17 protein-coding genes and 1 other RNA gene are annotated in these 17,055 nt (G+C 66.8%); 12 read left to right on the forward strand and 6 right to left on the reverse strand.

All coding sequences use genetic code 11. The features are described from left to right. Nucleotides 1–44 precede the first annotated feature (44 nt). The 4 genes from D2V04_RS11465 to D2V04_RS11480 all read left to right on the forward strand — a co-directional run bounded on the left by D2V04_RS11465 (nucleotide 45) and on the right by D2V04_RS11480 (nucleotide 3,901). Nucleotides 45–1,253 carry a hydrolase gene (locus D2V04_RS11465; RefSeq protein WP_119513832.1) on the forward strand — a complete coding sequence of 403 codons (1,209 nt, stop codon included), beginning with the start codon at nucleotides 45–47 and terminating at the stop codon, nucleotides 1,251–1,253. Then, nucleotides 1,250–2,266, forward strand: coding sequence for an arginine N-succinyltransferase (locus tag D2V04_RS11470; RefSeq protein WP_119513833.1), 1,017 nt, complete (start codon nucleotides 1,250–1,252; stop codon nucleotides 2,264–2,266). The genes D2V04_RS11465 and D2V04_RS11470 overlap by 4 nt, the downstream gene beginning before the upstream one ends. A gap of 37 nt (nucleotides 2,267–2,303) precedes the next feature. Next, nucleotides 2,304–3,551 carry an N-succinylarginine dihydrolase gene (locus tag D2V04_RS11475; protein ID WP_119513834.1) on the forward strand — a complete coding sequence of 416 codons (1,248 nt, stop codon included), beginning with the start codon at nucleotides 2,304–2,306 and terminating at the stop codon, nucleotides 3,549–3,551. 95 nt (nucleotides 3,552–3,646) lie between these two features. After that, nucleotides 3,647–3,901, forward strand: a complete 255-nt coding sequence (locus D2V04_RS11480) for a hypothetical protein (protein WP_119513835.1) — start codon at nucleotides 3,647–3,649, stop codon at nucleotides 3,899–3,901. 121 nt (nucleotides 3,902–4,022) lie between these two features. Here the strand turns inward: D2V04_RS11480 and ssrA are convergent. Beyond that, nucleotides 4,023–4,370, reverse strand: a transfer-messenger RNA (tmRNA) gene (gene ssrA / locus D2V04_RS11485). Nucleotides 4,371–4,433: 63 nt separating this feature from the next. After that, nucleotides 4,434–4,871 (reverse strand): large conductance mechanosensitive channel protein MscL, encoded by a 438-nt coding sequence (mscL, locus tag D2V04_RS11490; RefSeq protein ID WP_119513836.1) that lies wholly within the window; start codon nucleotides 4,869–4,871, stop codon nucleotides 4,434–4,436. A 166-nt stretch (nucleotides 4,872–5,037) separates the two neighbouring features. Between mscL and D2V04_RS11495 the strand changes: the two genes are divergently transcribed. The 5 genes from D2V04_RS11495 to D2V04_RS11515 are packed head-to-tail and all read left to right on the forward strand — an operon-like array spanning nucleotide 5,038 to nucleotide 8,558. After that, nucleotides 5,038–5,700, forward strand: a complete 663-nt coding sequence (locus D2V04_RS11495; protein ID WP_119514251.1) for a LemA family protein — start codon at nucleotides 5,038–5,040, stop codon at nucleotides 5,698–5,700. Between the two features lie 20 nt (nucleotides 5,701–5,720). Beyond that, nucleotides 5,721–6,557: a TPM domain-containing protein gene (locus D2V04_RS11500; RefSeq protein ID WP_119513837.1), complete on the forward strand. Its 837-nt coding sequence runs from the start codon at nucleotides 5,721–5,723 to the stop codon at nucleotides 6,555–6,557. A 3-nt stretch (nucleotides 6,558–6,560) separates the two neighbouring features. Then, a complete protein-coding gene (locus tag D2V04_RS11505) occupies nucleotides 6,561–7,235 on the forward strand; it encodes a TPM domain-containing protein (protein WP_119513838.1) in 675 nt (224 codons plus the stop codon). Next, entirely contained in the window at nucleotides 7,235–7,774 is a 540-nt protein-coding gene (locus D2V04_RS11510; RefSeq protein ID WP_119513839.1) for an NUDIX hydrolase, read from the forward strand. The genes D2V04_RS11505 and D2V04_RS11510 overlap by 1 nt, the downstream gene beginning before the upstream one ends. Before the next feature lies 1 nt (nucleotide 7,775). After that, complete coding sequence (locus tag D2V04_RS11515) at nucleotides 7,776–8,558, forward strand: SDR family oxidoreductase (protein ID WP_119513840.1); 783 nt, start codon at nucleotides 7,776–7,778, stop codon at nucleotides 8,556–8,558. Nucleotides 8,559–8,584: 26 nt separating this feature from the next. Here D2V04_RS11515 and D2V04_RS11520 read toward each other — a convergent pair whose 3' ends face one another. Then, nucleotides 8,585–8,800 (reverse strand): PspC domain-containing protein, encoded by a 216-nt coding sequence (locus D2V04_RS11520; RefSeq protein WP_119513841.1) that lies wholly within the window; start codon nucleotides 8,798–8,800, stop codon nucleotides 8,585–8,587. Further along, nucleotides 8,797–8,916 carry a recombination protein F gene (locus tag D2V04_RS18045; RefSeq protein WP_194956659.1) on the reverse strand — a complete coding sequence of 40 codons (120 nt, stop codon included), beginning with the start codon at nucleotides 8,914–8,916 and terminating at the stop codon, nucleotides 8,797–8,799. The genes D2V04_RS11520 and D2V04_RS18045 overlap by 4 nt, the downstream gene beginning before the upstream one ends. Nucleotides 8,917–9,140: 224 nt before the next feature. On the opposite strand from D2V04_RS18045, the gene recF reads away from it, so the two are divergent. Next, nucleotides 9,141–10,226: a DNA replication/repair protein RecF gene (gene recF, locus D2V04_RS11530; RefSeq protein WP_119513843.1), complete on the forward strand. Its 1,086-nt coding sequence runs from the start codon at nucleotides 9,141–9,143 to the stop codon at nucleotides 10,224–10,226. Nucleotides 10,227–10,245: 19 nt separating this feature from the next. Here the strand turns inward: recF and D2V04_RS11535 are convergent, their stop codons facing one another. Then, nucleotides 10,246–10,941 (reverse strand): arylesterase, encoded by a 696-nt coding sequence (locus D2V04_RS11535; protein WP_119513844.1) that lies wholly within the window; start codon nucleotides 10,939–10,941, stop codon nucleotides 10,246–10,248. A 47-nt stretch (nucleotides 10,942–10,988) separates the two neighbouring features. Between D2V04_RS11535 and D2V04_RS11540 the strand changes: the two genes are divergently transcribed. Further along, a complete protein-coding gene (locus D2V04_RS11540) occupies nucleotides 10,989–11,678 on the forward strand; it encodes an ABC transporter ATP-binding protein (protein ID WP_119513845.1) in 690 nt (229 codons plus the stop codon). A 24-nt stretch (nucleotides 11,679–11,702) separates the two neighbouring features. Then, a complete protein-coding gene (locus tag D2V04_RS11545; RefSeq protein WP_119513846.1) occupies nucleotides 11,703–14,210 on the forward strand; it encodes an ABC transporter permease in 2,508 nt (835 codons plus the stop codon). A 70-nt stretch (nucleotides 14,211–14,280) separates the two neighbouring features. Here the strand turns inward: D2V04_RS11545 and D2V04_RS11550 are convergent, their stop codons facing one another. Further along, a complete protein-coding gene (locus D2V04_RS11550) occupies nucleotides 14,281–16,950 on the reverse strand; it encodes a TonB-dependent receptor (protein WP_119513847.1) in 2,670 nt (889 codons plus the stop codon). Nucleotides 16,951–17,055: the final 105 nt, after the last annotated feature.

Raw genomic sequence — 17,055 nt, forward strand, 5'->3', positions numbered from 1 at the left:
ACGGGGTTGGACTGGCCGCGCGGCCAAGCTAGAGGCAGTTGCGGATGAAACCGGATAATGACAGCGCAGCCATTCTCGAGGCGATTGACCAGCAGGCGATGCTGGACCAGGTGCAGGCCTGGAGCACAATCAACACCGGCACCGACAATCTCGAGGGGCTGACACGGCAGGCCGATGCGCTGGCGGAGGCGTTCTCCGCGCTGCCGGGCGAGATCGCGCTGGTCGATCCCGCGCCCGTCACCGCCATCGCCGCCGACGGACACGAGGTCGAGCGGCGGTTCGGTCAGCACTTTGTGCTCCGCGTCCGGCCCACGGCCGAACGGCGCCTGCTGCTGACCGGGCATATGGACACCGTGTTCCCCGTCGACCACCCGTTCCAGCAGCAACGCTGGATCGACGACGAGACTCTCAACGGTCCCGGCCTCGCCGACATGAAGGGCGGCATCGCGGTGATCCTCCACGCGCTCAAGGCGTTCGAGGCGAGCGGCGACGCACACAAGCTCGGCTACGACGTGATGATCAATTCGGACGAGGAGACCGGCTCGCTCGCCTCCGCGCCCCTGATCGAGGAGCTGGCGCGCGGCAAGTACGCTGCGCTGACTTACGAACCCTCTGCCCTGCCCGACGGGACGCTGGCGCATGCGCGCGGCGGCAGCGGCAACTACTCGCTCACCGTCACCGGCCGCTCGGCTCACGCCGGGCGCAACCCGGAGGACGGACGCAACGCGATCGTCGCGGCGGCGGCGTTGGTGCTCGGCCTCAAGCGGCTCCAGAATGCCGAATGCCCGGTCAATCCCGCGAAGATCGAGGGCGGATCGGCCAACAACGTCGTGCCCGACCACGCGGTGCTGCGGTTCAACATCCGGCCCAAGAGCCCCGATGCCGCCCAGGCCTTCGAAACCGGCCTCGCCGCGCTGATCGGCGAAGTGCAGCAGGCCCACGAAGTCGCGGTCCACCGCCACGGCGGCATCACCCGGCCGCCCAAGCCGGTCGACCGCCGGGCGCAGAAGCTGTTCGACCTCGTGCGCGACTGCGGCGCCGCACTCGGGCAGGAGATCGGCTGGAAGTCGACCGGCGGCGTGTGCGACGGCAACAATATCGCCGCCACCGGCGTGCCCGTGGTCGACACCATGGGCGTGCGCGGCGGCGCGATCCATTCGCCCGACGAGTTCCTGATCGTGTCCTCACTCGCCGAACGCGCCGCGCTCAGCGCGCTCGTGCTTCGCAAGCTTGCCAACGGAGACCCGCTTTGACTTTCGCCTTGCGCGCCGCGCGCACCGACGACCTCGAGCCGATCTACGAAATGGCCAAGCTCACCGGCGGCGGGTTCACCAACCTGCCGCCCGATCGCGACGCGCTCTCCGCCAAGCTCGACCGCGCAGCCAAGGCCTTCGCGCGCACCGACGACGCGCTCGGCGACGATCAGTTCGTGCTCGTGCTCGAAAATACCGCGACCGGCGAGGTCCGCGGCACCTGCCAGCTCTTCACTCAGGTCGGTCAGCAATGGCCGTTCTATTCCTACCGCCTGACGACCCTGACGCAGCACTCGCAGGAGCTGAACCGCACGGTGCGCGCGGAACTGCTCAGCCTCGTGACTGACCTGGAGGGATGCAGCGAAGTCGGCGGCCTGTTCCTCCACCCGGGCGAGCGCGCCGGCGGCCTCGGCCTGCTGCTCGCGCGTAGTCGCTATCTGTTCATCGCCATGCATCGCCGGCGCTTCGCCGACCGCGTGCTGGCGGAGCTGCGCGGGATCATCGACGAGCGCGGCGGATCGCCGTTCTGGGATGGCGTCGCGGGGCGCTTCTTCGGAATGAGCTTCCAAGAAGCCGACTATTTCAACGCGATCAACGGCAACCAGTTTATCGCCGACCTGATGCCCAAGCATCCGGTCTATGTCGCGATGCTCGACGACGATGCGCGCAGCGTGATCGGCTTGCCGCATCCATCGGGCCGGGCGGCGATGAAGATGCTGGAGAACGAGGGCTTCGCCTATGAAGGCTATGTCGATATCTTCGACGGCGGCCCGACGATGACCGCACGCACCGATCAGGTGAAGAGCGTGGTCGAGGCACGCCGGCACCGGGTCGAGCGGTGCGATCTCGAATATGGCGAGCGCGCGATCATCGCCACCGGATCGCTGGATGGCTTCCGCTCTGCCTATGGCATACGCGAAATCACCCCCGAAGGTGCGCTGGCGATCGACGAGACGGCAGCGAAGGCGCTGGGTGTAAGCGCGGGCGACGAAGTGTGGAGCGTGGCGCGGTGATGCTTCGATCTCACTCCTCATCGGTGCGAATCATCTCATGACCCACGTCGAGATCAACTTCGATGGCATCGTCGGCCCGAACCACAACTACGCCGGACTCAGCCTCGGCAATATCGCCAGCGCAAGTCACCGGGGTGACCCGTCGTACCCGCGGGCGGCGGCGCTTCAGGGGCTGGCGAAGATGCGCGGCAACATGGCGCGCGGCCTGACGCAAGGGTTCCTGCTTCCTCTGCCCCGCCCAAACGACGGTCTATTGGCGCGCCTCGCGGTGGACGAGACGGCGGACCGCGCGTTGCTCGCTGCCGCATGGTCGGCGAGTTCGATGTGGACCGCCAATGCCGCGACCGTCAGCCCGGCACCCGATACGGCCGACGGGCGATGCCATCTGACGCCCGCCAATCTTTCGACCATGCTGCACCGCGCGCAGGAGTGGCCCGACACGAAGCGTCAGCTCGACATCGCCTTTGCCGATACAGCGTACTTCGCCATCCACGAAGCCATCCCGCCGAGCTTCGGCGACGAAGGCGCCGCCAACCACATGCGCTTCTGCGAAGGGCACGGCGCGCCGGGAGTGGAGGTGTTCGTCTATGGCCGTCCGGGCGGCAAGTTCCCCGCGCGCCAGCACGAGCAGGCGAGCCGTGCGGTGGCGCGCCTCCACGGACTCGATCCCGAACGCACCGTCTTCATCGAGCAGAACCCTGCGGCGATCGAAGCGGGCGCGTTTCACAACGACGTGGTCGCCGTTGCGAACGAACGGGTGCTGTTCACCCACGAACAGGCTTTCGCCGATCAAACCGGCGCCTGCGACGCGATCCGCGCGAAGTTTCCCGCGCTCGAGGTGGTCGAGGTCCCGGCAAGCGCGGTCAGCCTTGAAGAAGCCATCGGCACCTATCTGTTCAACGCGCAGCTTCTGACCCTTCCCGCTGGTGAGATGGCGCTCGTGGTGCCGGAGGAATGCCGCGAAAGCCCGGCCGTGTGGGGCTGGTGCGAAAGCATGCTGGCGAGCAACGGCCCGATCCGGCAGGTCATTCCCGTCGACGTGCGTCAGTCGATGGCCAACGGCGGGGGACCGGCCTGCCTGCGTCTGCGGGTAGTCGCCGACCCGGCAACAATCGATCCGCGCTTCCTGCTCGACGAGGCAAAGGCCGAGCGGATCGAGAGGGCGATCGCAGCCACCTGGCCCGAGCAGATCGATCCAGCCGATATCGGCAACGTTGCGCTGGCCCGCGACGTGCGTTCTGCGCGCGCGTCCCTCCTTGAAACACTCGGATTATCGGACCTCTAGGGCGCTTGGACGGCGCGCGGGGAACTCTTACTCTCGCAATCCTGTTGGCCGTTGTGGGGCGATGGACGCCGCCCGCAGCAGATGAGAGGGTGCGAATGTTCAGGAAGATCGGCCGGCTGTTCGTCATCAAGACGCGCACCGAAGCCTATCTTATCATCTACGCGCTCGCGCTCGGCGCCACTGCGCGCGGTTCGGCGTATCTCACGCAATACCCTGGCTGGGGCGGCAAGCTGCTGTTCCTCGCCTGCACGGGCGCGGTGTTCCTTGCCGGCGCGAAGATCCTCGATGCCCTGCGCTACGAGCGCGAGCGGCGGGAAGCTGCACCCTCTTCGCGATCCCCTACCTCCTGACGCCAGGCGGCGACATCCGACCCGGCGGGAAGCGATCGCGGCTTTCGCTGGGATGACGGCAAACGGGAATTGACGGAAAGAATGGGTGGGGGATTCTGTTGCTAGGCTCCCCCGGGCCCCCGGTTTCCGATTCTGTTACCCGGTTCGGTCCGAACCGTGCTCTTAGCTTTGTAAATTCAGGCCGTTAGGCCGTCACATTACGCAGCGAGAGCAAGTGCTTCGTTGTCGTTGGCACTTGTGAGTTTTGAGCCTTTAACGGGTTACTCAGCCCGGGCGAAAACAGTGCTTTTCAACACACGTCGATCCTGGTTCGGCCCCATCATCAACGGCGTTGCGTACGCCTCTGGTGGTGGAGCCGCCGGGTACTGCCCCCGGGTCCGTTGTGCCTATTGCACACCGCAATTTATCGCCATAGCCGGCCGAAACCGGCGAGACCCTATATAAGGGTTCGCGGATTAATGTGAAGTGGACGAAGATCGCCTCGATCCCCCGCCTCCCCCGCGGTGGCAGGGTGGCGGGAGGATTCGGCCGCTCAGCCGCGCTTCTTCAGCTCGTCGCGGATTTCCTTGAGCAGGTCGAGTTCGGTCGGGCCAGCCGGCTTTTCCTCGGGCGGCTTGTTCTCGAACTCGGCCAGCACCTTCTTGGTGTAACGCACCAGCAGGAAGATGATGAAAGCCAGGATAACGAAGTTGATCGCCGCAGTGACGAACGCGCCGTAGCCGATCATCGCCGCGCCCGCTTCCTTCAACGCCACGTAGTCGCTCGGCGACCCGGTATAGCTTTCGGGCGTGCTGAGCAGGATGAAATAGTTCGAAAAGTCCGCCCCGCCGAAAATCCAGCCGACAATCGGCATGATTACGTCGTCGGTCAGCGAGCTGACGATCTTGCCGAAGGCCGCACCGATAATCACGGCGACCGCCAGGTCCATCACGTTGCCTTTGGCGATGAACGCCTTGAAATCCGCCATCATGTCCGATGCGCCTCCTCGTTTGCCAACCTCGGCCAGATCAATGTTTCTTACATTATCGGCGCACACTGCCAAGCCCGCGGCGCCGCTTGAAAAGCCGCATCGGTGTGCTATCTCCACAATACAGATGCTCGCGGGCGCAACGCGCTCGCACAAGGGGAGCCTTTCGATGAATTGGAAGTCCGTCCGCCGTTTTTCGCTCGTCGCACTCGCGTCGCTGGGTTTGGCCGCCTGCGGGATCAACTCGGTGCCTGCCGCCCAAGAGAACGCCAAGGCCAAGTGGGCCGACGTGGAGGCGGCGTTCCAGGAGCGCGCGAACCTGATTCCAAACCTGGAGCAGATCGTGCTTTCGTCCGCCGAGCAGGAGCGGGAGACGCTCAACCAGGTGATCGAGGCCCGTGCGTCCGCCACGCGGCCGGAAATCCAGGTCGACGGTGATGATCTGTCGGATCCGGCCGCCATGGCCCAGTATCAGCAGGCGCAGAACACGCTCGGCGGCGCACTCAGCCGCCTGCTCGTCTCGGTCGAACGTTACCCGGAGCTACGCAGCCAGGAGAACTTCGGCCGCTTCATGACGCAGATCGAAGGACAGGAGAACCGCATCCGCGTGGCCATCCGCGACTACAACGAGGCGGTGCGCCAGTATAACACCACGATCCGCACTTTCCCCGATACGATCGGCGCGAACATCATCCACGGCGCCGAACCGATGGTCCCCTACGAAGCCGTGACGGAAGGTGCCGAAGTCGCCCCGACTCTCAACATGCGCACCGGTAACGGCGGCTCCAACGACAACACCGCCGAACAACCCGCCGCCGCGGCGAACAATTGATCGCCCACCGGACAGGCGCGATGCGCGAGCTGGTTCGCGTGCTCCTGGTGGTCGCTGCGGCGGTGGGGCTTGCCTTCCCCGCCGCGGCGCAGGAGTTCCCCGAGCGCGGAACGGCGCCGGTTGTCGACGCGGCGAACATCATCGACGATGCGACCCAAGCGGCGCTGACGCAGAAGCTCGACGCATTCGAGGAGCGTAGCCAGCGGCAGTTTGCGATCGCGACGATTCCCGATCTGCAGGGCTACGACATCGCCGATTACGGCTACCGCCTCGGCCGTGCCTGGGGCCTCGGCGATGCAGAGAACAACGACGGCATCATCCTGATCGTCGCGCCTAACGAGAAGCGGATGCGGATCGAGGTCGGCTACGGTCTCGAAGGCGTGATCCCCGACGGGCTCGCGTTCGAATATATCGAGGCGATGAAGCCCTATTTCCGCGAGGGCGACTATTCGGGCGGCATTGCGATGGCCGCGGACAGGATCATCAATCAGCTCGAGCTCCCTCCCGAGGAAGCGGCACAGGTCGCCGCGCAGGCGGAGCAGGCGCGCGAGAGCGACGGCGGCTTCCCGTTCGGCGCGCTGATCTGGATCGCCTTCATGTTCTTCTTCTTCATCCTCCCGATGTTCGGGCGCGGACGCAGGCGGCGCTATCGCCGCGGCGGCGGTGTCGGCGACGCAGTCGGCAACATCATCTTGTGGGAAGCGGGCCAGGCCGTCGCTCGCGGATTGATGGACAATGACGACTGGGGCGGCGGTGGCGGCTTCGGAGGTTTCGGTGGCGGCGGAGGCGGCGGGTTCGGCGGCTTCTCCGGCGGCGGCGGCAGTTTCGGGGGCGGCGGCGCCTCCGGGGGATGGTAGGCGATGAAGTATCTGACGGCCGATCAGCACCGGATCGTCACCGACGCGGTTGCCGGGGCAGAACTCGAGACCTCGGGCGAGATCGTCACCGTGCTCGCCGACCGGTCCGACGACTACAACGATATCGCGCTGCTCTGGGCGATCGCCACCGCCTTCACCGCGATGAGCATAGTGGCGCTATTCCCCGACTTCTTCCTCGGCAAGGTCGACTGGCTGATGGGTGGCTGGACCCACGAATGGACGGCAGGGGAGCTGTTCGGCATGCTCACCGCGCTCGGCCTCATAAAGTTCGCCGCCGTCTGGGCGATCCAGCTATGGCAGCCGCTCAAGTTCTGGCTCGTGCCAGGCCCGGTGAAGGACGCACGCGTGCACGCCAAGGCGGTGAAGCTGTTCAAAGTCGGGGCCGAGCGGCGCACCCATGGACGCACGGGCGTGCTGATCTATCTCTCGATGCGCGAGCACCGGGCGGAGATCGTCGCCGACCAGCCGATCGCCGAGAAAGTCCCGGCCGAGGTCTGGGGCGAGGCGATGGCCGACATGCTCGCCGAGATCAAACAGAGCCGTCTGGCCGAAGGCATGGCCGCGGGCGTGCGCGACGTCGGCAAGGTCCTCGCCGGTCACTTCCCGCGCGCCGACGACGACACCAACGAATTGCCGGACCGGCTGATCGAAGTCTGATGGCGGCGGATCGCGACGCGCCCGAGCAGATCGTCTGGCAGGGCAAGTATCTCACCACCAAGAAGCGCGGCCGCTGGGAATACGTCGGCAGGGCGCGCGGCATTCGCGCGGCGGCCATTCTCGCGGTGGAGGATGGGCACGTGCTGCTGGTCGAGCAGTACCGCGTGCCGCTGGGCAAGGTCTGCCTCGAACTGCCTGCCGGCCTGATCGGAGATGACGAGGGCCTTGAAGGCGAGGAAGCCGAAGCCGCCGCGACCCGCGAACTGGAGGAAGAAACCGGCTACCGCGCCGATCGGATGGAGAGCTGCGGCGAGTTCTTCTCCTCCCCCGGCATGGTCAGTGAGAGCTTCACGTTGATGCGCGCCCGAGGCCTGACCAAGGTGGGCGACGGCGGCGGCACCGACAGCGAGGACATCACGGTCCACCGCGTACCCCTCGCCGATCTGCCGCGGTTCGTTGCCGAACGCCGCACGCTGGGGCATGGCATCGACGTGCGCATTGCCATGCTGCTGGCGGCGGGCTTCATCGGGGAGGATTGATATGGCGGGCAGATGTGCGGGCAAGCTGGCTCTGGTGACCGGCGCGGCTCAGGGCCTGGGCGCGGCGCACGCGGGGCGGCTGGCGGAAGAAGGCGCCCGCGTGCTGTGCACCGATCTCAACGGCGATGGCGCGGCGGAAACGGCCGACGTGATTAACGAAAGCTGCGGCAGCGGCACGGCTTTCGCGATCGCGCACGATGTCACGGATCCGGATCATTGGGCCGCAGCGATCGAGGCTGCGCGCGAGCAGCTTGGCGGGCTCAACGTGCTGGTCAACAACGCCGGGATCGGCGTCGGCGGCAATATCGAGGCGTGCGATTTCGAGGACTGGAAGCGCTGCTTCGCGGTCAACGTCGACTCGATCTTTCACGGCTGTCAGAAGGCCCTGCCCCTGATGCGCGAGCATGCGCCGGGGTCTATCGTCAATATCTCGAGTATCGCCGGGCTGATCGCGAGCGACACGATGCCCGCCTATAATTCGAGCAAGGCAGCAGTGTGGATGCTGACCAAGTCGATCGCGCTGCACTGTGCGAAGAACAACATGGGCATCCGCTGTAACTCGGTGCATCCGACATTCGTCGATACGCCGATTCTCGATGGAACGGCGCGGCACCACAATCTCGATAAGGGCGTGCTGCTGGAGAAGCTAGCGCGGCAGATTCCGCTGAAATTCGTCGGAGAGCCGGACGATATCGCCAACGCCGTGGTCTATCTGGCAAGCGACGAGAGTCGCTTCATGACCGGGGCGGAGCTCAAGCTCGACGGCGGTATCTCGGCGATGTGATGTGACGGGCCCCCGCCGGGGACCCGTCAATCGGCGATCAGTGCGATCGCGAGGTAGACCAGGATCAGCGATCCGAACCCGATCAGCGTGCCGGCGACGAAGCCGATGCGGACCCAGGTGGCGTTGACCCCGAAGTAGTCGGCGATCCCGCTGCAGACGCCGAAGAGCTTGCCATTCCGCTTGTCGAGATGGAAGCTGCGCTCCGGCGCCACGGCGGGGCGGTTGCGCTCGGGCCGGCTCATACCAGGATGCCGGCCGGGCTGGCGGGGACGATCGCGGCGGCGAAGAACACGGCCGAGACTGCGAAAGCGGAAACCGCGGCGAGGACCCGGTTGCTCATGTCGTTGAACGATTGCATCGAAACTTTCCCTTCCTTGCTGTTCGAGGGCCAATCCCGCGAACGTTCCATGCTTTGCACGGGGCGTGCCAATTCGTGAAAACCGCAGAATTCCGCCATTTCCGTGATATGCGCACGAAATTCACCAGTTGTTCATTGCCGAGGATTGGGAAATTTCACCACATGTCGGGATCAGGAAAATCCGATAGTCTTGCCAACGCTGCCCGGCTATCGCCCACGCCTCGATGGCGCTCGACCTGATCTCCCTCTCCGACTTCCGCAATCACGCGCGCAGCGAGCTGTCGGAGACCGCGCAGTTCAATCTGCTCACGGGGGAGAACGGCGCCGGCAAGACCAACGTGCTGGAGGCGCTGTCGCTCCTCGCTCCCGGACGCGGCCTGCGCCGGGCGCCGCTTACGGAGATGGCACGCGGCGGCGGCACGGGCGGCTTCGCAATCGGTGCCTCGCTCGCAGCAGGCGATGGCGAGCCAGTGCGGCTTGGCACGTTCGCCCGGCCCGATCGGCCCAACAGACGGCTGGTCCAGGTCAACGGGGCTGACGCAAGCGCGGCCAGCCTCGGCGAATGGCTCGCCGTAAGCTGGCTGACGCCGGCCATGGACCGCCTCTTCACCGACAGCGCGGGCGGGCGGCGGCGCTTCGTCGACCGCATGGCGCTCGCGCTCGATCCGTCGCATGCCCGACACGCGACCCGCTATGAGGCCGCGCTGCGCGAGCGCAATCGGCTGCTGTCCGACGACACCCCGCCGGACCCGGTCTGGCTCGACGGCGTCGAACGCCATCTCGCCGAGCATGGCAGCGCACTGGCTCAGGGCCGCGCACGCACGATCGCCGCCGTGGCCGAGGCGCTGGCCCGACTACCCGAGGAACCGTTCGCCCGCCCCGCCCTTTCCTATGCCGCGAGCGGCCCGCTCGATCGGGTGCAGCTTGCCGTCGCCCTGCACGAGAGCCGCCGCCGCGACCGCCAGGCCGCGCGCACGCTGACCGGCCCGCACCGCGACGATCTCGACGTCGCCATGGCCGGCAAGGACGTCCCTGCCGCGATCTGTTCGACCGGCGAGCAGAAGGCGATGCTGATCGCGATCACCCTCGCGCACGCCGAGTTGGCGGCCAAGGGGCGGCCGGGCCTCCTGCTGCTCGACGAGGTGGCCGCCCATCTGGACCCTTTGCGGCGCGAAGCCCTGTTCGCCCGGCTGCGCACAGGCGGCGCACAAGTATGGCTGACCGGGACCGAGCGCGCGCCGTTCGCGGATATTCAGGGCGAAGCCGCGATGTGGGACGTCTCGGGTGGAGCGGTCGCCCGCGCTTCCTGATTTGGAAGCCGTGGCCTACCTACGGAGCTTCCTCTTCCGGCAGTGCCTTCGCGACCTCGTCCACCGTAGTACTTACCAGCGTCTCGATTCCCTCTGCTGTCGGGTGGATCCGGTCCGGCTGGATCAGTCGCGGCTGGTCGTAGACCCCCTCCAGGAAGAAGGGCACCAACTCCACGCCATACTCCTCCGCCAGCGCAGGGTAGAGCGCGTCGAAGGCCTGCTGGAACTCCGGCCCGTAGTTCGGCGGCGCGCGCATGCCCATTAGCAGGACGGGAATCTCTCGCTGCTTAAGGATGTCGAGCATGTTCGCAAGGTGGGCCTTCGTCTCCTCCGGCGAGAGACCACGCAGGAGATCGTTGCCGCCAAGCTCGAGGATCACGAGATCGGGCGCCTCTTGCTGCGCGTCGAGGGTGAATGCGAGGCGCTGGAGCCCCGCCGCCGTCGTATCGCCGGAAACCCCCGCATTGGCCACCTGCGCGTCGATCCCCTGCGCCCGGAGCGCCGCCTCCAGGCGTGCTGGGTAGCTCTCCTCCTTCGCGACGTTGTACCCGGCGAAGAGGCTGTCCCCGAAGGCGAGGATGTGCCGCTCCTGCCCCATCACGGGCATCGGATCCGCCGTCTGCTCCGCCGCAGGCGCGGGCTCGCGCTGCGGCGCTTCGCCACCACAGGCGGCCAGCGCGAAGGCGGTGACAATCGACAGACGGCTGAGACGCATCGGCAAGGCTCCTTGTTCGTGGCGTCTGCCTATGCCATCGCCGCGCAGTGACAAACCCCTCTCTCGCGATTTCCGCGCGCAACCTCACCCTCACTCTCGGCCAGACGGGCGCTCCGGTCGATATCCTGCGCGGCGTCGACCTCGACGTGGCACAGGGAGAGATTCTCGCGCTGCTCGGCCCGTCCGGCTCGGGCAAGAGTTCGCTCATGGCGGTCCTCTCCGGACTGGAGCGGGCGAGCGGCGGCAGCCTGACGGTGGCGGGGCAGGATTTCGCTGCGATGGACGAGGACGCGCTGGCCCTTGCCCGGCGCGGGCATATCGGGATCGTGCTCCAGGCCTTTCATCTTCTTCCGACCATGACCGCGCTCGAAAACGTTGCGACGCCGATGGAGCTTACCGGCGCCAGCGATGTGCAGGCCCGCGCGCGTGCCGAACTCGAGGCGGTCGGCCTCGGCCACCGGCTCGACCATTTCCCGACCCAGCTTTCGGGCGGCGAGCAGCAGCGCGTCGCCATCGCCCGGGCGACCGCTCTTCGGCCATCGCTGATCTTCGCCGACGAGCCGACCGGTAACCTCGACGTCGCGACCGGCCACGGGATCATCGACCTCCTCTTCGCCCGCCGCGCCGAGACGGGTGCGACCTTGCTCGTCATCACGCACGATCCAGAGCTGGCAGAGCGCTGCGACCGGGTGGTGACGATTGAAGACGGCCGGATCGCGAGCGATCGCCGTGGGTGAGCCAAGCTCACGCGGAGGCGCCGCATGACCTGGTCCACAGCCTGGCGGATCGCGCGGCGCGATCTCAATGCGCGGTTCAAGGGGCTGCGGCTTCTGCTCGTATGCCTGTTCCTCGGCACCGGCGCGCTCGCCGCGATCGGAACGCTCACCGGCGCGATCGAGGGGGAACTGGCGAACCGGGGCCAGGTGCTGCTCGGCGGCGATCTCGAGATCGAGGTCTGGCAGCGTGACTTGCTGCCGGAGGAGAAGACGGCGCTCGCGGAGTACGGCCATATATCGGGGGGCACGCGGCTGCAGGCGATGGCCACGGCGGGCGAGAACGCCGCACCGGTGGAGCTGAAAGCAGTCGACGACGCCTGGCCGCTCTACGGCACTCTGACGCTGGCTGGCGGCCGCACTGTGGGCGCTCCCGCGCCCGGCGAAGCATGGCTGGCGCAGGGTGCGATCGACCGGCTCGGGATCGGCGTTGGCGAGCGCTTCCGCATTGGCACGCAGGAACTGACCGCCGCGGGGATCATAGCCGACGAACCCGATCGGCTCTCCGAAGGCTTCCAGCTCGGCCCGACGGTGATCGTGGATGACGCCCTGCCCCACCGCGCGGGCCTGATCGCGCCGGGCGCGATGTACCAGAGCAAGTACCGGGTCGCCTTCACGCCCGACCGCGATCCGGAAGTGGTGGAGGAAACGCTGCAGGAGCGCTTTCCCGAGGCCGGCTTCGACTTCCGCACGCGCGACCGCGCTTCGCCCGGCGCTGACCGCTTCGTCGGCCGTATGGGCGAGTTTCTCACGCTCGTCGGCCTTGCCGCGCTGGTGATCGCCGGAATCGGCATCGGCGGCGGCGTGACTTCCTATCTCGAAGCCCGGCGGACCAGCATTGCCACGCTCAAGGTGCTCGGCGCCACGAGCGGCGACATCGCGCGCATCTACGCGCTGCAGATCGCGGCTGCGGCGGTGGTCGGCAGCGTACTCGGGCTTGCCGCGGGCCTGCTGGTCGCCCCCCTCCTCTCCGCGGCATTGCAAGACCTGCTGCCCGTCGAGGGCGGTTTCGTCTTCGCGCCGGGCGCGCTGCTGCTCGCGGCCGGTTACGGCCTGCTGGTGGCGCTGGTCTTCGCCGCGACGCCGCTGCTGCGCGCGCGCCGCTTCCCGGCCATGGCGCTGATGCGTGCACGGGTGGCGCCGCTGATGCGCGACCGCACCGCGCTCGGTTGGGTACTCGGCGGGCTCGCGGGGATCGTCGCGCTAGTCCTGCTGACCTCGCGCCAGCCGGACCTGGCGGCGCTGTTTCTGCTCGGCGCGGCTGCGACGCTGGGGCTGCTGGCCATGCTCGGGCACGGCATCCGCTACGCGGCGGCGCGGCTGCCCCGCCCGACCAGCCCGCTGCTGCGCAATGCGATTGCCAATCTCCACCGCCCCGGCTCCTCGACCGGCGCGCTGGTGACGGCGCTTGGCTTCGGCCTCTCGGCCTTCGTGCTCCTGGCTGGCATCCAGACCGCGATCGGCGGCAATATCGAGCGGCGCGTGCCGCAGCAGGCGCCCGATTACTTCGTGCTCGACATTCCGCGCGACCGCGTCACCGCGTTCGAGGCGCTGATCCGCGACGACCAGCCGGAGGCAGATATCCGCACCGTGCCCGCGCTCCGCGGCGCCGTCCTCGCCTATGGGCCGAAGGACGCCATGACGCGCGTGGCGGACCTCGAGGAAATTCCCGACGGCGCCTGGGGCCTGCGCGGCGAGCGCGGGCTGACCTATGCCGAGACCGTGCCGCCCGGCAACACGATCGTCGAAGGCCAGTGGTGGGGCCCGATGTGGGCCGGCGAACCGCTGGTCTCGGTCGACGAGGAGCTGGCAGCCGCTGCCGGCATCGCGGTCGGCGACTACATCACTGTCGGCGTGCTCGGCGTCGAGCGCACCGCGCGGGTCGCCAACCTGCGGCGGATCGACTGGGAGAGCATGGGCTTCAACTACGTCTTCGTGTTCAGCCCCAACGTGCTCGCCGACGCCCCGCACAATCTCGCCGCAACGATCGACCTCCCCGAGGGCACGCCAACCGGCCCGCTGCTCCGCCGGCTGGTCCGCGAGTTTCCCTCAAGCTCGATGATCGAGGTCGGGCAGATCCTGACCGAGGCGCGCACGATCCTAGGCCAGGTGGGACTGGCCACATTTGCCGCCGCCTCGGTCGCGGTGCTCGCCGGGCTCGCCGTGCTGATCGGCGCGATCGCAGCCGCACGCGCTGCGCGGACTTATGACACGGTGGTCCTGCGCGTGCTCGGCGCAAGCCGGCGGCAGATACTGGCGATGCAACTGGCCGAATACGGCGTGCTCGCCTCGGCCCTCGCCGTGGTCGCCTTTGCGCTCGGTAGCGCGCTCGCCTGGCTGGTGATCACCCAGCTCTTCGAATTCGACTGGCTGCCCGACTGGGGCGCGATGCTGGCGGTACTCGGGGCTGGGCTGGCCGTGGTGTTGATCTTCGCGCTGGCAGGCTCGCTGCCGCTGCTGAGGGCCAAGCCCGCGCAGGCGCTACGGGCGCTTTAGGGCAATCCATCCTGAGCAAAAGAAAAGGGGAGCCGAAGCCCCCCTTCCCTTTTCACAAAGGCAGCCCGCCTCAGAAGCGGAACTTGACCGTGCCGCCGTACGTGCGCGGCTGGTTCGGGTAGCTCGAAATCGAGCCTGCCTGCGCCACGGAATCGAACAGCGATAGCAGATAGCGGTCGTTGAGCAGATTGCGGCCCCACAGGGTGAACTCCAGCCCCATGTCCATCGCGTAGGTGATCGAGGCATTGAGGTCGTCCACCTCGCGGCGGAACGGACGCGCGGCGGCAATCGCCGCTTCCTGGTCGCCGTCGCCGTAGTAGCCGGGCAGGCCCTGTGAGATCTGCGTGGCGGATTCGTAGTGGTAGTCGCCGCGCAGGATCAGGCGGTCGCCGTTGGCGTTGATTTCCTTGTCCCACTGTGCGCCGAACGTGGCCGAAAGCTCGGGCACGCCCGCCACCTGGAAGCCCGACAGATCGCCGATCGAGCTGTTGGTGAAGCTGTTGTACTTCGCATCGAGGTAGGTGAAGGCGACGTTGAGCGACAACGAGTCGGTCGGGCGAACGAGACCATCGAACTCGACCCCGAAGGTCTCCTGCTCACCAGCATTCGCCAGCGCGAAGCCCGTGCCGGTGAAGATGTTCGACTGGAAGCCGTCGATCGTTTGTTGGAACACCGTCAGGTTCGCCGACGCATAACGCCAGTTGCCCTTGATGCCGAGCTCGTAGACCGTCGATTCCTCCGGTCCCGCGAAGCGCGAACCCGTGGTGAGGTTCGGCGTGATCAGCCCCGACTGGCCGAGCGCCGGAATGTCGCTCGCCAGGGGACGGCTGTCGCGCGAGAGGTTGAAGCTGCTCGCCTTGAAGCCCGTCGCATAAGACGCATAGACGTTCAGCGTCGGCGTCAGATCGTAGGCCAGCCGCGCGGTGTAGCTCCAGTCGCTGTCGTTCGTCTTTCCGTCCTCGACCGAGTTGGGCAGGTTCAGGAACGGCGGCAGGAACTGTAGCGGGCTCAGCGCCAGCAGCGGGTTTACCGCCGGGTTGGCCGCATTCGCCTCGGCGTAGGCTTGGACACCCGATTGAACCGCCGCGAAGCCGGCCGGGTTGGCGCCGGCGAAGGCGCCGATCTCCGCTGCCGTCGCCGGACGGCCAAGACTAAGCAGGCCACCCACCTGCGTCGCCAGCCCCTGCTGGAAGATCGCCACCTGGCCGATTTCCTGCAAGTCGAGGCCGGAGAACACGTCAGTCGAGGTGACGTTGGTGGTGATCGCCTTCTTGTCCTTGGTGTAGTTCGCACCCAGCGTCAGCGTCAGACCCTCGACGATGTCGATATCCACCTGGCCGAACAGGCTGTAGGCTTCGTTGTCGAGCCCGTACGCCTCATCGAGGCCCTGACCGGGAAGGAAGAACTGGCCGACGTAGTTCTCGCCGGTCAGCCCACTGATCGTGGCTTCGACCAGATCTACGTTGAAGGCGCCGCCGCTCGCGCCGCGGATGAGCAGGTCGGCATAGGGGCGGAAATCCTCACCGAAGAAGATTTCGCTCTTCTGGTCGACCGTCTCGTCGAAATAGTAGCCGCCGACGAGGAACCCGATGCGGTCGCCGATCTCGCCCGAGACACGCAGTTCCTGCGTGAAGGTCTCGAGCCCGATGTCGTCGAACTTGCGACCGATCAGGTCGGCGCTGGTGAAGTCCGAATCCTGGTTGGTGATCGCGTGCGATTCGCGATAGCTGGTGATCGAGGTCAGCGTCACCGCGCCCAGTTCGTAGTCGACCTGGCCCGAAACGCCCCAGTTCTCGATGTCGTTGGTCGAATCGAAGTTCGAATAAACGATCCCGTCGTAGATCTGCTCGGGCGTGTTGACCTCGCCGCCCACCGCGCGAACTGCGGCGGTCGCGGCCGAGGGCTGGACGTTGATCACGCCGCAGCAGATCTCGTCGATCTTGTCGTAGTCGCCGATCAGGCGGACCGAGAGCGGGCCGCCGTTTTCGAACAGCGCCTGCCCGCGCACGAACCAGCGGTCACGGTCGTTGGTGCGGTTGCCAGTGCCGAGATCGCGCAGATAGCCGTGGCGCTTGTTGATGCCCGCGGCGAGGCTCATCGCGATGCTATCGCTCACCGGCCCGGTGACGAGCGCCTTGCCGACCATCGCGTCGAAGTTGCCGTACGACGCCTCGACCGATCCGCCGAAGTCGAATTCCGGCTTTTTGGTGACGATCGAGATCACGCCCGCGCTGGCGTTCTTGCCGAACAGCGTCGATTGCGGCCCGCGCAGGACCTCGACCCGCTGCACGTCGGGCAGGTCGGAGATCTGCGCCGCAGTACGGCTGCGATAGACGCCGTCGACGAACACGCCGACCGATGGCTCGATCCCGGCGTTGTTCGCCCCGTTGCCGAAGCCGCGGATGATGAAATTGGTGTTGGCCGAGCTCTGCAGCGTCGTCACGCGCAGGCTGGGAACAAGGCTCGACAGATCCTTGATATCGCGGATTTGCGCCCGCTCGATCGTTTCGGCAGTCGTCACGCTCACAGCGACCGGCACGTCCTGCAGCGTCTGCTCGCGCTTGGTCGCCGTAACAACGATCGTGTTGCCCGTGGCGCTGTCGGCCTGCTGCTCGAAACTGTCCTGATCGCTGTTGGGCTCGCCCGGATCGGCCGCGGCCTGCGCGAACGCCGATGTGGGAAGAGCAATGCCGGCGACGCCTGCGAGCAGCGCCGTGCGAACGGAAGCGGTAAAACGCATGAATTTCCTCTCCAATGGTGAAACTGCGACAGGCCGAGATTCGGAGGTCGCGATCCCTCTCTCGTGATTAGGTTCCGGAAAGAAACCTCTCAAGTTGTTGTGACT

The sequence above is a fragment of the Pelagerythrobacter aerophilus genome, assembly GCF_003581645.1.
In the GTDB taxonomy this organism is placed as follows: Bacteria; Pseudomonadota; Alphaproteobacteria; order Sphingomonadales; family Sphingomonadaceae; genus Pelagerythrobacter; species Pelagerythrobacter aerophilus.

Bases quoted from the DNA above. Each gene is read 5' to 3' on its own strand.
- D2V04_RS11465 (WP_119513832.1), top strand. From the start codon at position 45: ATGAAACCGGATAATGACAGCGCAGCCATTCTCGAGGCGATTGACCAG.
- D2V04_RS11475 (WP_119513834.1), top strand. From the start codon at position 2,304: ATGACCCACGTCGAGATCAACTTCGATGGCATCGTCGGCCCGAACCAC.
- D2V04_RS11480 (WP_119513835.1), top strand. From the start codon at position 3,647: ATGTTCAGGAAGATCGGCCGGCTGTTCGTCATCAAGACGCGCACCGAA.
- mscL (WP_119513836.1), bottom strand. From the start codon at position 4,871: ATGATGGCGGATTTCAAGGCGTTCATCGCCAAAGGCAACGTGATGGAC.
- D2V04_RS11495 (WP_119514251.1), top strand. From the start codon at position 5,038: ATGAATTGGAAGTCCGTCCGCCGTTTTTCGCTCGTCGCACTCGCGTCG.
- D2V04_RS11500 (WP_119513837.1), top strand. From the start codon at position 5,721: ATGCGCGAGCTGGTTCGCGTGCTCCTGGTGGTCGCTGCGGCGGTGGGG.
- D2V04_RS11505 (WP_119513838.1), top strand. From the start codon at position 6,561: ATGAAGTATCTGACGGCCGATCAGCACCGGATCGTCACCGACGCGGTT.
- D2V04_RS11510 (WP_119513839.1), top strand. From the start codon at position 7,235: ATGGCGGCGGATCGCGACGCGCCCGAGCAGATCGTCTGGCAGGGCAAG.
- D2V04_RS11515 (WP_119513840.1), top strand. From the start codon at position 7,776: ATGGCGGGCAGATGTGCGGGCAAGCTGGCTCTGGTGACCGGCGCGGCT.
- D2V04_RS11520 (WP_119513841.1), bottom strand. From the start codon at position 8,800: ATGAGCCGGCCCGAGCGCAACCGCCCCGCCGTGGCGCCGGAGCGCAGC.
- D2V04_RS18045 (WP_194956659.1), bottom strand. From the start codon at position 8,916: ATGCAATCGTTCAACGACATGAGCAACCGGGTCCTCGCCGCGGTTTCC.
- recF (WP_119513843.1), top strand. From the start codon at position 9,141: ATGGCGCTCGACCTGATCTCCCTCTCCGACTTCCGCAATCACGCGCGC.
- D2V04_RS11535 (WP_119513844.1), bottom strand. From the start codon at position 10,941: ATGCGTCTCAGCCGTCTGTCGATTGTCACCGCCTTCGCGCTGGCCGCC.
- D2V04_RS11545 (WP_119513846.1), top strand. From the start codon at position 11,703: ATGACCTGGTCCACAGCCTGGCGGATCGCGCGGCGCGATCTCAATGCG.
- D2V04_RS11550 (WP_119513847.1), bottom strand. From the start codon at position 16,950: ATGCGTTTTACCGCTTCCGTTCGCACGGCGCTGCTCGCAGGCGTCGCC.